Below are 15,368 nucleotides of genomic sequence, written 5' to 3'. Positions count from 1 at the left end.
CTAGCTTTTTCTTTCAAGAATATAATTTGACAATTCTTTAAAGAAAAAAACCTTATCTTCATCAAAAATTTCAAGATATTTTAAGCTTTCATCACGAATTTGTTTAGAAAGTTCAATACTCTTTTCCAGTCCATAAAATTTAGGGTATGTAGCTTTATTATTTTCTTCATCGCTACCAATTGGTTTTCCTAAAACACTTTCATCTCCTATGATATCTAAAATATCATCGGTTATCTGAAAGTTTAGCCCAATTGATTTTGAATATCTTTTCAAATTAGATAGTTCATCACTATTTGCACCACAAAGTATTGCTGCAGAAACAATAGAGGCTTCAATTAATGCTCCAGTCTTATGTCTGTGGATGAACTCCATAGTTTCTATATCTATGTTTTTTCCTTCAGAATCTATATCAACTACTTGACCGCCAATCATTCCAAACATTCCTGCTGCTTTCGCAATTTCATATGATGCTTCAGCTTTGTTTTGATTTATACTATCTTTCATATCTTCAAAAAGAAGCTCAAATGCATAATTAAGCAAAGAATCACCTGCTAAAATTGCCATAGCTTCTCCAAAAACGATATGATTGGTGGGCTGACCTCTCCTTAATGAATCATCATCCATAGCAGGCAAATCATCATGAATTAATGAGTAAGTGTGTATCATTTCAATAGCACAGGCATATGCCATATAATCTAGTGGATTCTTTCCAAATAATTTTATGGTCTCCATGAATAATACTGGCCTCAATCTTTTGCCACCAGATTTTATACTATATTTCATTGATTTTAAGATATCTTTTTGGTAGGTCAAATCTTTATCTAAAAATTTCATCAGATGTTCTTCAACTATTAGCTGATCTTTCTTTATAAGTTCTTTAAATGTCATTGTTTCCCATCCCATCTTCATTTAAATTTTTATTCAGATATTCTATTTGAAGCTCAGCTTCTTTTATCATTTCATAACATTTTCTATATATATTTATGCCTTCTTCATATTTTTTTAAAGAATTTTCTAGATCAAGATTTCCAATCTCCAGTTCGCTCACTATTTTATCCAGTTTTTTTATGGATTCATCTAATCCTAGTTTTTTTGGTGCCATTATAATCATCTCCGATCTGTCGAAGTAAGCCAATAAAATTATGAATTTTTCTTTTTAATATGAGTTATATTTGCCTTTATATCTCCATCATGAAGTTTTACTATAATATGATCATTTATTGAGATATCTTTGATGCTTGATATCTGTTTTTTTTCTTTTTGAACTACTGCATATCCTTGTTCGAGTATATTTAAAGGATTTAGCAAATTGAGCTTAAGTCCTATATTTTCCAAATTAAACTTTTTATTTTGAAGTATTTTATTTTGAGAATAAATTAGTGTTTTTAGCAATCCTGAAATGCGAGCTTTTCTTTCCTCCATCTTAAGAACAGGGTTATTTTTTTCTAAAGTTAATTTTGATGTATTTAAAAGACTTAAATTTTTTAATAAATTTTCATTTATTGCTTTATCTAGTGCTTTTTTCTTTTTATCCAACTCTTCTAATATATCGATGATATTAGGGGTTGTTATTTCTGCTGCTGCAGTTGGGGTTGATGCTCTTGCGTCTGCTACAAGATCGCTTATAAAAAAATCTGTTTCATGACCTATAGCTGAAACTATAGGAGTATTGGATGAAAATATTGCTTTTGCCAGAGATTCATCATTGAAAATACTCAGATCATCAAATGCTCCACCACCTCTAGCAATAATAAGGGTATCCACATTTTCTTTAGAGTCAAAATAATTTATACCCTTAATTATATCAAAAATACTGTCTTTTCCTTGAACTTTAGAATCATAAACCTTTATATTTACAAGAGGGTATCTCCTGTTTATGGTATTTATTATGTCACCTATAGCTGCCCCCTCTATAGATGTTATAATTCCAATGCTCACAGGATATTTTAAAATATTTTTTTTGTGTTTGACATCAAAATACCCCTTTTTTTGTAAATTATCTTTTATTTTTAAAAATTCAAGATAGAGTTCTCCATCTCCAACTTTAATGTACTCCTTTACAATAAGAGAGTAAGTTCCAGCTTTTTCGTAAACCTTAATTTGACCATTTACTTTTAAACTTATTCCATTAATAATTTCTTTTTCCAAATTCTCCTCAGTAGATTTAAAAATAATACAATTTATTTTTGAGGACGAATCCTTTAAGGAAAAAAAACTATATCCATAAGAAGTTTTTTTAAAATTAAATACCTCTCCAGACACAGAAACATTATGAAGGAGAGGATTAGTGTTTAAAAGTTTTGATATATAATTATTTAGCTCTGTAACAGTAAGGGTTTTAATTCTCATAAGTTTCACACCTGTCACTATTTTTTGAAATAGGTTCTAGTTATTTATTGGATTTGCTTCATAAGATTCCCAAGTATTCCATTTATGAATTTGTATGAACTTTCATCTCCATAATCTTTCGCTAAATTTATTGCTTCATTAATAGAGACTTTATAAGGTATATCTTCCATATGAACTATCTCTGTAACTGCCACTCTGAGTATGCTTAAATCCACCTTGGCAATTCTTGACATATCCCATGAAAGGCTTATAAGGCTTTTAATGCTTTCATCAATAGCTTCTTTATTTTTAATATAAAGCTCATATAAGGAATAAAAATATTTATCCTCTAAATTATTTATAGAATTATTTTCTAAGAAGCTTTTATATATCTGATTTCCGAAATCTTTATTCATTTCCATTTCATAGAACATTTTTATTAAAAGTTCTCTTTGATTTTTTCTTTTCATTTTTCCTCCAAAGTATATTTTTTTAAAAGAAAATTCCATTATTTTGCTTCTGGAGGCTTTTCTTGTTTTGTTGTAATTCCTTGAATATAGACATTGACAGTTTTAACTTCAAGTCCAGTCATCGTCTCTACAGTAGTTTTAATATTTTCTTGAATTTTTTTTGCGGTATCAGGAATTATGCTTCCATATTCAATATAAACATAGGCATCTATATCAGCCTTTCCGTCTAAAACTTGAACTTTTACTCCTTTTGAAAAATTCTTTTTGCCTAGGATTTCTCCGATATTTCCGGTAATACTTCCAATCATTTGTGCAACCCCTTCTACTTCACTGGTTGCTAGGCTTGCTATAATAGATATTACATCTTCAGAAATTTTTATTTGACCAAATTCTTTATTTTCCATTTTGCACCTCCATGTCTGATGTTATAAGTAAATTATATCAAATTTATTCGCCAAAATCATATTTTTATTGAATTAGATGCTTTTTTCTTCGGACACTTTATTATTTTTTTCTGCATAGGAAATTATTTTTTCAATTGATTTACTGTCATAAAAGGTTTTTGCTTGTTTTATTGCGTTTTTTATTGCTTTTCCCTCAGAACTTCCATGAGCCTTTATCACAATACCATTAACTCCTAATAATGGAGCTCCTCCGTACTCATCAGAATCTAAAGATTTTTTCAATTCTCCAAAGGAATTTTTGAGCATTATTCCTCCTATTTTGCTTTTAAGACTAGACATAATAGTCTTTTTTATTAACCCAAATATAGTAGAAGCCACACCTTCTGTTAATTTTAGTATTATGTTTCCAGTGAATCCATCACATACCATGACATCTACTGTTCCTTTTGGTATATCTCGAGCCTCTATATTTCCAACAAAATTATATTCAGCATTATTTTTCATAAGTTCAAAGGAAGATTTATAAAGGTCGCTTCCTTTTTCTTCTTCTGCTCCTATATTTATAAGACCAACTTTTGGATTTGATATATTAAGGATGCTTGATGCATAAATAGATCCCATTAATGCAAACTGATCCAAGTTTTTTGGTTTGCAATCTGCATTTGCACCTATATCTAATAAAACACTTCCACCACTTTCATTTGGATAAACTCCAGTAAGAGCAGGTCTGTCTATTCCTTTTATTCTTCCTAAAACAAATAATCCTCCTGCTAAAATAGCGCCTGTACTTCCAGCGGAAACAAATGCATCAACTTCTTTATTTTTTAAAAGATTTAAACCAACCACTAAAGATGAATTTTTTTTAGTTCTTACAGCCTTTACTGGCTTTTCGTCGTTAGATATCATTTCTTCACAATGTTTGATTGTAATCTTTGGAGTATCGATATTTTCTTTTTCCAAATGCTTTTTTATAATATTTTCATCTCCTAAAAGAATTACTTCTACATCCATGGCATTTATAGCTTCAAACGCACCTTGAATATTCGATAAAGGAGCATTATCTCCTCCCATAGCATCTAATGCAATTTTCAATAGTATCACTCCTAATATTGTCCTATTAATTTATTAATATGTATATTATAGTATAAATCCTGTTATTTATTAACATATATATTAAATATTATTTATTCATTAAATATGAACCAAAATTTGTTTATTGAAATATAAAAGCCTCGTTTATATTAATGATTTGTAATCGTTAGTATAAACGAGGCTCTTATTTTATTATTTTTTATTTTTTTTCTCTCTTCTTACATCTGGAAGTGCTATTAAGCTAAAGTTATAAGGCCTTTTAGATTCATCCATTTCTTTTGAACTTCTGCTATTAAGTATATCTATTAATTTTGATTCTACTAAATCCATTATTTCTTTAGCTTCTCCTTCTGTTATGTAATACTCATTGTAGTGCCTTAAGTGTCTAGAACTTATTTCGTTATTTTCAGCAGCTCTATAATAATCTTCACTTATTTTTTCAAATAAAGATATAGAAACTTGGTTTAAAGTTTGTGCTACTGAGTCATTTCCTGGAAAATTCAGTATACTTTTATCTATTACTACCATTTTTGCCTTAGGCATATAATATTTTTCTATAATTCCTGATTTAACCCTCTCTTCCACAAGTTCAAGAATCCCGGCGGAAACAAGAATTTTTATATGATAATTTATTTTTGCATGTGGTTCGCCTAAAATTTCAGAAAGCTGTTTTGCAGATAATGCATCCTGTCCAAAAGCCTCTAAAATTTCTACCCTATAAGGGTGAGATACAGCTTTTATCTCTTCTAGTTCTCTTAAAACAAGTATATCCTTCATTATAAGTGCCCTTCCCCTCGTTCTATTAAATTTGTAAATATCGGAAATTAAAAGCAATGAATGTAACAAAAGTCCAAAAGACAACAATACTTTTTTATATATTATATTCTTTTATCATATAATTGTCAAAGTATTCTATAAAATAAACAATTTTTATAACTTTTCTTTATTGAACATATTATAATTTTTTTATAGTATTGATAAATTCAATTTTTCTGAAATAAATTTCAGCATATCAAGGCCTCCAATACTGTTTCCTTTACAGTCCAGAGAAGGAGAATAAGTCCCTATTCCGTACTTGAAAGGCACGCTTGCCATTATACCTCCACCTACCCCTGATTTTGAAGGTATTCCAACATTTATTGCATATTCTCCAGATTCATCATACATCCCACATGTAAACATAAAAGCTTTTACTATTTTGCTTATTTTTTCATCAAGAATTCTTTCGCCATTATAATTTATACCATTTTGAGCTAAGCAAAGACCCATTAAAGCTAAGTCTTTTACAGTCACTTCAATTGAGCATTGTTTAAAATATAAATCAAGGGTCTCCTCTACATCACCTTCGATTATTCCTTCATTTTTTAAGATGTGGCCAATTGCTCTATTCCTGTGACCCGTTTCTTTCTCTGATTTATATACAGAGTCATTTATTGATATATCAGGATTACATGCCATTTTTCTGAAAAAATCCAAGATTTTATTTTCTTTCTCTTGAAGATTCTCTCCCTTGATTATAGAAGCTATTGCTATAGCTCCTGCATTTATAAAGGGATTATAAGGTTTAGATGGCTTAACTATCTCTAATTTCATATAAGAATTAAATGGATCTCCAGAAGGTTCTTTTCCTACTTTACTAAATATTTTTTCTTCGTCATACTCTAGTAATGCAAGAGCAAGCATTATTGGTTTTGATACACTTTGAATAGTAAATTTCACATTACTATCACCAGCTTCATAAATGTTCTTTTCCAAATCCACTATGCATATACCTATATTTTGGGGATTAGATTTTGTAAGCTCAGGAATGTAGTCAGCGAGCTTTCCTTTCGATAAATTTGGTTTTGCTATTTGAATTGCTTGATTCAATATGTCATTCAAGTTGGACACCTCCATTAATGTACTATTTTGCTTCCGCCAATGAATTCTCTAAGTAAAGATGTATTTGGAATATCAGATTCGTCATCTATGCTAAGGAAATACTGGAGAAATTTTAATAACCTTTTAGCCTCTCTATATTCTTCATCTTTTATAGAAATTTTATTTAATAATGGCTCTACATACTTTTTTAAAACTCCAATTTCATAAATAAGAGCAGAATTAAACATTATGTCAGAGTTTTCTTGGAACGGAAATATATTTTTTTCTTCCCCTCTATTTACGCTCTTCCACATTCTGATAGTATCATTTGCAGTATAAGATCTATGTTCGAAATCTCTAACAATTCTCCTTATAAGCCTTATATCTGTAGTAGATATTTTATTATGCTCATCCAGATTTAGCTGAGTGAGGGCACTGATATATATTTTAAATTTATTCCCTTCTGGAATTGATTGAGTAAGGACTGGATTAAGCCCATGAATACCTTCTATTATTATAGGTTGATTTTCTTCTATAGAAATTCTTTTGTCTTTTGTATACTCCCTTGCTCCTGTTTTAAAGTTAAATGTTGGAAGATTAATTTCATATCCTGAAATTAGCTTTTCGAGATCTTCATTAAAGGTATTTAAATCTATGGCATATACTGATTCGTAATCCTTTTCTCCGAACTCATCAAGTGGAGTATCTTCTCTATTTACAAAATAGTCATCTACAGATATTGAAACTGGCCTCATTTTGTTTACCATAAGCTGAAGTTTTAATCTTTGAGCAAAGCTCGTTTTTCCAGAAGAAGATGGTCCAGCAATTAATATTAGCTTTCCTTTTTCTTTATCATTATTAATCATGTTTGAGATGTCACAGATTTTCTTTTCATGATAAGCCTCTGCAAGTCTTATGACCTCAGGAATTGAACCATTTTCTATAGCGTCATTTAACGAGGCTGCATTCGGAATGCTCAGTACATCTGCCCAGCTTTTTGCTTCTTTATAAATTTTAAACAAATTTGGCTGATGAATAAATTTGGTTACTGTCTTGGGATTTTTTATATCTGGACCCAATAAAACTATCCCTTCATTATAAAGTCTGAGAGAGAAAACTTTAAGCATATTAGACGAAGGAACCATATATCCATAAAAATAATCTTCAAGCCATCCACATCTGTATAAGTGCAAATCTTCAGTATTTTTGTATTTTAATAAATCCGCTTTTCCAACTCTATTTTGTTTTTTATATATATCAATTGCATCTTTTTTGGAAGTTTTAAATCTAATTATTTTTTCATCTTGGTCAATAAAATCTCTCATCCTGTTTTCTACTTTATTTACATCTAAAATTGTGAATTTTTTACTCGAATCTACTTCACAATAAAAACCATTACTTAAAGAGTGTTGTATTTTAACATTTGAGTTTGGATAGAGTTCTTCAATTGCTCTTATAAAAAGAAAAGTAAGACTCCTCATATAAGTTCTTCTTCCATCTTTGTCTGATATATCTATAAACTTCACTTCACAGTCATGTTCTAGACGATATCTTAACTCTCTAAGGTTATTGTCAACTAAAGCTAATGTTACAGGATAATCCAAATTCAATTTAATTTCATCATATTCTAATATTTCTTCTAAGGTAATCCCTGAGTTAAATTTCATGTCATTTTCACCTATTCTTACAGTTATAAGACTCATAATAACCTCCTAGATATTTTATGAATTTAAGAAAGATATGGATTTTTGAAGTTCATTTAATGGCATTTCAAAGATTATATGTTTATATAGATTGTTTTCTAATATTGAGTTGTAATATTTTTTTCCTTCGTCTCCTAAAATATAAATGCCTAAATGCTCATCTAATGTAGAATCATTAAAATTTAGATGAAGTAATGAAGAACTTATTAATGAAGACTTGTCAAAAGAAGTTTTTTGAATCATTGAATGACCTGTATCGTGACAAAATTTTAATCTGTCCGATCCCACCTTCTCAATAATTTCTAGAAAATCTCTTTCATAACAGCCAAAAGACGATAAATCTCCAGATTTTTTTGTAATAAATGTATATACATTTTCAATATAAAGAGTAAATTCCTCATCTAAGTTCAACAAATGATTGAGGTATTCGCATGCCAAATCTATATAATATTCTCTTTTTTGAGCTAGCTTCCATAAGAAAACGTATCCAAGGTGCATATTAAAATAGAGAGGTTTTAATTTTAAAGCCTCTCTTACAATTTGTTCAACATAATAAAAGTTCGCATCTCTAAGAATCTTTATATCTTCTATAGGATTGGTTTTAAGAGGAAGATGAAACCCTTTATCTAGTTGTTGATTTTTCGTCTTTGATATAAAAAAATCCAAGTCCTCTAAATTGTCAATTCCATATTCCAAAAGCTTTAGATGTGTAGTTTGTTGTATAAATTCAAGCTTTTCATCTAAATCAAACCATAAAGCACTAGTTCCAATCATAATATATCTCCTAAAAAGTTTTAATTTTATTAAAAGGAAATAATCTTATAAACACTCTTCCTATCACATCATCCATTGGAATAAAGCCTACAGAAGAGTCTCTACTGTCTAAAGAATTTGGTCTATTGTCTCCCATTGCAAAAATATGACCTTCTGGCACTACTGCATCTACGTATCCATCTGTATAATCTCCATTTATGTAATCCTCATCAATTTCCTCAGAGTTTACATAAACCTTACCATCTACAACCTGAATAAGATCCCCTTCAGTACCTATAACTCTTTTTACTAAATCCTTTTCTTTTCCATTGGGCTGTAAGAGATGAGACTTAAATACAATAACATCTCCATGTTCTGCAACTTCATTTCTATAGGCTTGTCTATAAATTAGAAGATAATCATTTTCTTCAAGAGTTGGATACATTGAAATTCCTCTAACAAGTGTAGGTCTTACAAATGTGGTTATAATCAATGCCATGATTATAGCTATTATTATTGTTTTTCCCCATTCAAATATTTCTTTTTTTATTGATTCACTCATTCTTATTGTTCTCCTTTATATATTAATCTATTATTTTTCCCATTAATAAGTAATCGTAAAATTCTCCGTTTATAAAAAGTGCTCTTTTATTTTTTCCTTCTACTTGAAAACCAAATTTTTTATAAAGACCTATTGCTCTTTCATTGCAGGAATTGACCTGTATATCAATTTTGGCAATACACTCTGTATTATATGCGTAATCGAGTGTTCTTTTAATAAGCATAGTTCCTATAGACTGTCCCCAATATTTTTTTAAAACCCCCATCCCCAAATTACAACAGTGATAGGTCCTATCTTTCGTTCCCCCTTCAAGATATATTAAACCACATAGTGAAGTTTTATCAAATGCTCCCAATAAAATACAATTTTCTTTTTTTGAGAGATGGTCTATGAATAATTCTTGCCTTTTAATATCAACACCATAATCTTCTGATGAAAAAGGGAAATTTTCAGTTTCATCACTTAATATTTTTATTATGTTTGAAACTGCCGATGCATCGTGAATTTCAATCTCTCTAATTTCTAAGTTTCCTACAAAATTTTTAGTCATAATATACTTGTCATCCTTTTGTTATTGAATTGTCTACTAAAACTTTCTATTTTATTATATAATATAATATAATGTATTAGTTGACTATTTTAAAATTTACTCGAGGTGTACATATGGAAAAAATACAAGATTGGATATACGAAATTAGCGATATACTATTTGGAGTATTTATTTTAGCTAGTGTAATCTTTATTACTAGTCATCAGCTTTATGGATGGTTTAATATTGGCAATCCCCTTGCTTTTGGCGAAAGTATTACTACAAATGTTCCTAAAGCTGTTTTGAGGGACGAAGAAAACGATGAAGATATATCTCCTGTGGTTTCTGTAGAAAGTGTAGAACCTGAAGTTCAAAGTAATTCAAATGAGGATGATAATTCTGAAACTGAAGAAGTAATAATTAGAAATATTGCAATAGCTCCTGGAACGAGCTCTCAGTCTATTGCAAGAGCTTTATATGAAAATAGCCTTATTGATTCTACAAATGATTTTTTAAATAAATTACAAAGCATGGGATTAGAAAGAAATATAAAGGCTGGTTCTTTTCAGATTCCTCAAAACTCAACTTTAGAAGAAATCATATTAATAATAACAAAATAAGAGGGCGTACGCCCTCTTATTTTGTTATATAAATCTCTTCTAAATATTAAATTTAACAACTAAGCTTTCATCTAATACTCTAAAAGTAAAGGATTCGGCAATAAAGAACTTCACTTTCTTGTCATCATGACTTTCATAACCTATTGAAAAGTCTTGACCTATTGTAAATTCAATATCTTCATGATTATATGGAATCATAAAAGCGCAATCAATTGATTCACTTAAAATTACATCTCCACCAATCATATCCTTTATTATTTTTATAAGTGGGTATCCTTCAAATATAGAGTTTAGTTTTCTATAAACATTTTTTCCAACTACCAATGAAAAAGGTCCTTCAGAGAATGAATCAAGTAGTATAAATCTAGCATCGGACATTGCCGCCAATATACTAGATGCGTCTTCCCCTAAATTCAAGTTATGTTTTGCAACACTTGAAAGGCCTAAGATATCACCCTTTTCATAACCATTATATACAGCTTCTTCTTCAAATAAAGCTATCTTTTTTGCTGCTATTTCCAATGGCTCTAAATTAATATCCTTTGCTCCTCTTATTATATTATCCATTTCCCATCTATCAAGTTCAAAATTTATTCTCGATTCTACTAAAGTTTTTACTTTGTATTTTCCTGCACATACTCCGCTTTCACTGCATTCATCAATTATCTCTAATCTGCCCTCTGGCACTACTGGATAATCCCAACCCATAGGTCCTTTTACATTTACTACTTTTCTTGCAGACAGTATATTTTTTAAAACTTCTTTAGCTCTTTCATCAATTTCGTCCCATACCTTTTCAGAAATAGGAGCCATTTCTCTTTTTAGAATGCTCATCAGATAACCTCCCTTTTTATTTCATCCCGCCAATATTCAAACCGCTATTACCTTTATGTGCTGAAGTTCCTTCTTCTATAGAAGTTATTGGTCCTTCTTGAAATAAATATGTCTTTAATTCTTCATCCCATTTATCCATATTTCTTCTAAGCCATTCAAGAGTCATACATGCATGTTCTATTTCTTCATCTCTATTATGAGCCATTATAGCTTTAAGCTCTGGATCTTTTGTAGTAGCTACTCTTTGGTTATACCAATCAACAGCTTCTACCTCTTCTTTTAAACTATTAATAGCCCTACTTATATTTCTAGTTTTTTCGTCTAATAGCTCTACAGGTTCATGATAATTTCCTGACATAAAAAATCCCCCCTAAAATATTTTTTCTACAGTTTGAGTTATACCCTTGTAGATTTTGAATTATTCATTTAATAAAAATTTGAGTTATTAATATTTTAAAAAATTAAACATTATATTAGTTTTTAAGCCAATATTTTCAAATAAAAACGTTCTTTATTTCATCGAGGTTTTGTCCATTTGAAAAAATTGTCATATCTCCAATTTGAACTACTTTGCCTCCAGCCTCTTCAATTAGAAGTATTCCTGCTTTAACATCCCATGGGTTGGAAAAAGCGTAAAATAGCACATCAATCTTTCCAGATGCTACAAAAGCTAAGTCCGCACATGCAGCTCCAAGTATTTTAGTTCTCATAGTCATAGGCGATAAGGAACTAGTTATGGTACTTAATAGTTTATTATCAAGGTCTCTTTCTGAGTTGTTTTTTCCAATATTAAAATCTCCTGTTCCTATAATAAAATTTGAAAGATTATCATTGTTAGATACAGAAATTGGCTTATCGTTTAAAAAGGCACCTTTTCCTTTTAGAGCATAGTATGTCTGATTAATAGCAGGAAGATGATGTACTCCAATTATTGTTTCACCATTTTTTTCAAATGATATTATAACCCCAAAGATCGGAATTCCTCTTGTGAAATTTATTGTTCCATCTAGAGGATCTATAATCCAAGTATATTCAGAATCTGTTTCATGTTTTCCTGATTCTTCAGCAATTATATTATGGTTTTTGTAGGTTTTTTTTATATTTTCAATGATTAGTTTTTCGCATGCATAATCCACTTCTGTCACCAAATCTTTTGACCCTTTTAAATCAATCTTAAAATCCTCATAAAACTGTTTTAATAGATATTCACCAGCTTCGTTTGCATATTGAATTGCATCCTTCAAAACTTTTTCATAATCCATGAAATGGTTCATCCCTCTCTTAAATAACATTTTATTTAAATAATTACTCTATACATGATATACCCTAATAGATTCATTTGAAAATTTCCTTTTTAAATTTGTTTAGATTAGATTATTTATGTATACTATAATAAATAAACTAAAAAAGCGAGGAAAATACTATGGGAAAAATACTGCTTTATGGACTAAACTCTGAAAGAAAAGATGAAATCAATGACTTATTAACAAATAACGGATTTACTGATATAGATTTTTTAGAAAAAGAATCTGGAAATCTTCTAGTTGGATATCTTCACTCCCTAGATGGATATGAAAAAGAAAACCATACTCCAAAGAATGCTGCCCCTGAGATAGAATTTATGATGATCAGTGGTTTTGATGGTGCTGAAATTAAAACTTTAGTTACTTTATTCAAAGAAGCAAATATAAATAGACCTGTTACTTCAACACTTACAAAAATAAATAAGGATTGGGTATTCGCAGACTTGATTAAAGAGGTTTATGAAGAACACCTTGAAATGACAAGACAAAAAATATAAAACTTAAAAAAGGCACATCCTAATTTTTCAGTGGATGTGCCTTTTTATTCAAAACATAAATATAATTATGCTTTGATGTCATCTCAGCTATATATTAGGAATTTTCCAATTTATTTCATTTATCTCCTGTTTTTTTAAAAAGTTATTGACCTTAGAGAATTGTCCGCTTCCAAGAAACCCTCTATGGGCCGAAAAGGGGCTAGGGTGAGGACTTTTTAAAATTAAATGCTTGTCATTTTTAATTAGATTTTCTTTTTCTCTGGCCTGATTCCCCCAAAGCATAAAAACCATTGGTTTTTCCCTTTCACCTAAAACCTCTATTACTCTATCTGTAAATGTTTCCCAGCCTATTCCCTTATGTGAGTTAGCTTCTCCTTTTCTTACTGTAAGAACAGTATTTAAAAGAAAAACTCCTTGTCTAGCCCAAGGAATGAGATATCCATTGTTGGGTATTCCATAATTATAATCGTTATCAATTTCTTTATATATATTTAAAAGTGAAGGGGGAATTTTTACTCCTTTTTGCACTGAAAAAGCTAATCCATGGGCCTGGTTTGGACCATGATAGGGGTCTTGTCCAAGAATTACAACATTTATATCACTATATGATGTTTCTTTAAATGCAGTGAAAATATCAAACATATCTGGGTATATAGTGTATGTAGCATACTCTTTTTTTAATATTTCACGAAGATTTAAATAATAATCTTTTTTAAATTCATTTTTTAAAATATCGTCCCATTCATTTCCTATATTTACCATATTTATCTATCCTTTCTTATAAAATAAGTTTATAAAAATAACCCATATTAATTATTTCATTATAAACGATGTTTTCATTATATCAAAACTGTATTATATTTTTTAAAAAAGTCATTTTTAATAAATATAATAAATTAAGTCGGTATTAAGATGTTATAATGATATGTATTTAAGGAGGCGTAATCATGAGTAAACTTGAAGCTGTGTTTGCAGGTGGATGTTTTTGGTGTATAGAGGCAGCATTTGACAATGTCGAAGGAGTATTGGACCTAAAGCCTGGATATATAGGCGGTAATACCTCTAATCCTACCTATAATGATGTTTCTAGTGGTATAACTGGACACTTAGAAGCAGTGAAAATATGGTACAATGATGAAAAAATATCATATGTAAAGTTACTTTCTATTTTTTTCCAAAATATTAATCCTACAGATTCCAGTGGTCAGTTTGCAGATAGAGGAACTCAATATGAAGGGGCAATTTTTTATACTAATGAGACTCAAAAGAAATTAGCTTCAGAGTTTATTAATCTATTAGATAGATCTCAAATATTTGATAGTCCTGTAGCTGTAAAGCTTATTTCAGCAACAGAATTTTTTGAAGCCGAACAATATCATCATAGGTATTATAATAGTAATAAAATACATTATAAAACCTATAAGCAATTTTCTGGAAGAGGCCCTTTTTTGGAAAAAATATGGACAAAGGAAAATATAGAAAAAATAAATGATATTGTAAATGGCCTTGAAAACAAAAAAGAAATATAAATACAGGAATAGTTTTTTAAAATAATTTCAAGAATGGAGAAAAAATGAAAAATATAAGATTGGAATTACAGTACGATGGTTCTCGTTACCTTGGATGGCAAAGACTCAATGAGAAAGATATAACAATTCAGGGAAAGATGGAAGATATGCTTTCCTTAATGTCAAACGAAAAAACTAATGTAATCGGTTGCTCAAGAACAGATAAAGGCGTGCATGCAAAGGGATACGTATGTAATTTTATTACAAACTCAGAACTATCCCCAAAAGAAATAATAGACTACTCTAATAAATATCTTCCTGAAGATATCAGAGTTATAAAAGCTAGTGAAGCGTCTGAAAGATTCCACGCTAGATATAATGCGAAGTCCAAGCTTTATAGATACACTATAGATAATAACAAATATGCAGATGTTTTTTCGAGAAAATATTCCTCTCATATCCCTGAATCTTTAGATATAGAGTTAATGAAAATCGCATCTAAAAACTTTATAGGCACCCATGATTTCGAAGGATTCACTACTATGAAGTCAAAAAAGAAAAATTGCGTTAGAACAATATCAGATATTCAAATTTCTCAGCAAAATAACTTTATTTTTATTGATTACACTGGAGACGGATTTCTTCACAATATGATAAGAATAATAACAGGAACTCTACTTAGAGCCGCAAGAAAAGACCTAAGTCCTCAAGAAATAACAAATATATTAACAACTAAAGATAGAAGTATAGCTGGCCCAATGGTCGAATCCAAAGGCTTAGCTCTAATCAAAGTATCTTATTAAAAAAATGGGGCTGTCGGGAAATAGCCCCTTTCTAAAAAGCGACTTTGTCGCTTTTTTTAATTCTTAAAAAAATATAAAAAAAGGCAGCAAATTAATGCCAC

20 protein-coding genes are annotated in these 15,368 nt (G+C 29.7%); 4 read left to right on the top strand and 16 right to left on the bottom strand.

The window, feature by feature from the left end:
* The 12 genes from J2Z35_RS06890 to J2Z35_RS06835 form a co-directional block, all read right to left on the bottom strand.
* On the bottom strand, positions 1 to 909 hold the full coding sequence (locus tag J2Z35_RS06890) for a polyprenyl synthetase family protein (RefSeq protein ID WP_245330795.1): 909 nt from the start codon (positions 907 to 909) through the stop codon (positions 1 to 3).
* Positions 878 to 1,102, bottom strand: coding sequence for an exodeoxyribonuclease VII small subunit (gene xseB, locus J2Z35_RS06885; RefSeq protein WP_209660654.1), 225 nt, complete (start codon positions 1,100 to 1,102; stop codon positions 878 to 880). Before xseB ends, J2Z35_RS06890 begins: the two co-directional genes overlap by 32 nt.
* Before the next feature lie 38 nt (positions 1,103 to 1,140).
* Positions 1,141 to 2,349, bottom strand: a complete 1,209-nt coding sequence (gene xseA, locus J2Z35_RS06880) for an exodeoxyribonuclease VII large subunit (RefSeq protein ID WP_209660653.1) — start codon at positions 2,347 to 2,349, stop codon at positions 1,141 to 1,143.
* Between the two features lie 44 nt (positions 2,350 to 2,393).
* Entirely contained in the window at positions 2,394 to 2,798 is a 405-nt protein-coding gene (gene nusB, locus J2Z35_RS06875; RefSeq protein WP_209660652.1) for a transcription antitermination factor NusB, read from the bottom strand.
* A gap of 38 nt (positions 2,799 to 2,836) precedes the next feature.
* Complete coding sequence (locus J2Z35_RS06870; RefSeq protein ID WP_209660651.1) at positions 2,837 to 3,202, bottom strand: Asp23/Gls24 family envelope stress response protein; 366 nt, start codon at positions 3,200 to 3,202, stop codon at positions 2,837 to 2,839.
* A gap of 72 nt (positions 3,203 to 3,274) precedes the next feature.
* Entirely contained in the window at positions 3,275 to 4,294 is a 1,020-nt protein-coding gene (gene plsX / locus J2Z35_RS06865; protein WP_209660650.1) for a phosphate acyltransferase PlsX, read from the bottom strand.
* A 192-nt stretch (positions 4,295 to 4,486) separates the two neighbouring features.
* Positions 4,487 to 5,071, bottom strand: a complete 585-nt coding sequence (locus J2Z35_RS06860) for an ArsR/SmtB family transcription factor (protein WP_209660649.1) — start codon at positions 5,069 to 5,071, stop codon at positions 4,487 to 4,489.
* 189 nt (positions 5,072 to 5,260) lie between these two features.
* Positions 5,261 to 6,184, bottom strand: coding sequence for a glutaminase A (glsA, locus tag J2Z35_RS06855; protein ID WP_334300522.1), 924 nt, complete (start codon positions 6,182 to 6,184; stop codon positions 5,261 to 5,263).
* A 5-nt stretch (positions 6,185 to 6,189) separates the two neighbouring features.
* Positions 6,190 to 7,857: a nucleoside kinase gene (locus J2Z35_RS06850; RefSeq protein ID WP_209660647.1), complete on the bottom strand. Its 1,668-nt coding sequence runs from the start codon at positions 7,855 to 7,857 to the stop codon at positions 6,190 to 6,192.
* Positions 7,858 to 7,875: 18 nt separating this feature from the next.
* Complete coding sequence (locus tag J2Z35_RS06845; RefSeq protein ID WP_209660646.1) at positions 7,876 to 8,631, bottom strand: TIM barrel protein; 756 nt, start codon at positions 8,629 to 8,631, stop codon at positions 7,876 to 7,878.
* Between the two features lie 10 nt (positions 8,632 to 8,641).
* Positions 8,642 to 9,172 carry a signal peptidase I gene (lepB, locus tag J2Z35_RS06840; RefSeq protein ID WP_209660645.1) on the bottom strand — a complete coding sequence of 177 codons (531 nt, stop codon included), beginning with the start codon at positions 9,170 to 9,172 and terminating at the stop codon, positions 8,642 to 8,644.
* 22 nt (positions 9,173 to 9,194) lie between these two features.
* Positions 9,195 to 9,722 carry a GNAT family N-acetyltransferase gene (locus tag J2Z35_RS06835; RefSeq protein ID WP_209660644.1) on the bottom strand — a complete coding sequence of 176 codons (528 nt, stop codon included), beginning with the start codon at positions 9,720 to 9,722 and terminating at the stop codon, positions 9,195 to 9,197.
* 113 nt (positions 9,723 to 9,835) lie between these two features.
* Between J2Z35_RS06835 and J2Z35_RS06830 the strand changes: the two genes are divergently transcribed.
* Entirely contained in the window at positions 9,836 to 10,321 is a 486-nt protein-coding gene (locus J2Z35_RS06830; protein WP_209660643.1) for a hypothetical protein, read from the top strand.
* A gap of 39 nt (positions 10,322 to 10,360) precedes the next feature.
* Here J2Z35_RS06830 and J2Z35_RS06825 read toward each other — a convergent pair whose 3' ends face one another.
* The 3 genes from J2Z35_RS06825 to J2Z35_RS06815 form a co-directional block, all read right to left on the bottom strand.
* Positions 10,361 to 11,155, bottom strand: coding sequence for a family 1 encapsulin nanocompartment shell protein (locus J2Z35_RS06825; protein ID WP_209660642.1), 795 nt, complete (start codon positions 11,153 to 11,155; stop codon positions 10,361 to 10,363).
* Positions 11,156 to 11,171: 16 nt separating this feature from the next.
* Positions 11,172 to 11,513, bottom strand: coding sequence for an encapsulin-associated ferritin-like protein (locus J2Z35_RS06820; protein ID WP_209660641.1), 342 nt, complete (start codon positions 11,511 to 11,513; stop codon positions 11,172 to 11,174).
* Between the two features lie 136 nt (positions 11,514 to 11,649).
* The gene (locus tag J2Z35_RS06815; RefSeq protein ID WP_209660640.1) at positions 11,650 to 12,417 is read right to left on the bottom strand and encodes an inositol monophosphatase family protein; all 768 of its coding nucleotides are present in this window, start codon (positions 12,415 to 12,417) and stop codon (positions 11,650 to 11,652) included.
* A gap of 161 nt (positions 12,418 to 12,578) precedes the next feature.
* Here J2Z35_RS06815 and J2Z35_RS06810 point away from each other — a divergent pair, with 161 nt between their 5' ends.
* A complete protein-coding gene (locus J2Z35_RS06810) occupies positions 12,579 to 12,956 on the top strand; it encodes a DUF3783 domain-containing protein (RefSeq protein WP_209660639.1) in 378 nt (125 codons plus the stop codon).
* Positions 12,957 to 13,043: 87 nt separating this feature from the next.
* Here J2Z35_RS06810 and J2Z35_RS06805 read toward each other — a convergent pair whose 3' ends face one another.
* On the bottom strand, positions 13,044 to 13,718 hold the full coding sequence (locus J2Z35_RS06805; protein WP_209660638.1) for a uracil-DNA glycosylase: 675 nt from the start codon (positions 13,716 to 13,718) through the stop codon (positions 13,044 to 13,046).
* Positions 13,719 to 13,903: 185 nt separating this feature from the next.
* Between J2Z35_RS06805 and msrA the strand changes: the two genes are divergently transcribed.
* Together msrA and truA are read left to right on the top strand one after the other, a co-directional pair.
* Positions 13,904 to 14,485, top strand: a complete 582-nt coding sequence (gene msrA / locus J2Z35_RS06800; RefSeq protein WP_209660637.1) for a peptide-methionine (S)-S-oxide reductase MsrA — start codon at positions 13,904 to 13,906, stop codon at positions 14,483 to 14,485.
* 44 nt (positions 14,486 to 14,529) lie between these two features.
* Entirely contained in the window at positions 14,530 to 15,267 is a 738-nt protein-coding gene (gene truA, locus J2Z35_RS06795; RefSeq protein WP_209660636.1) for a tRNA pseudouridine(38-40) synthase TruA, read from the top strand.
* Positions 15,268 to 15,368 lie beyond the last annotated feature (101 nt).

Source organism: Acetoanaerobium pronyense (assembly GCF_017874355.1).
Taxonomy (GTDB): Bacteria; Bacillota; Clostridia; order Peptostreptococcales; family Filifactoraceae; genus Acetoanaerobium; species Acetoanaerobium pronyense.
Note: the sequence above shows the minus strand (reverse complement) of the source record. Positions and strands in the feature narration are given on the sequence as shown.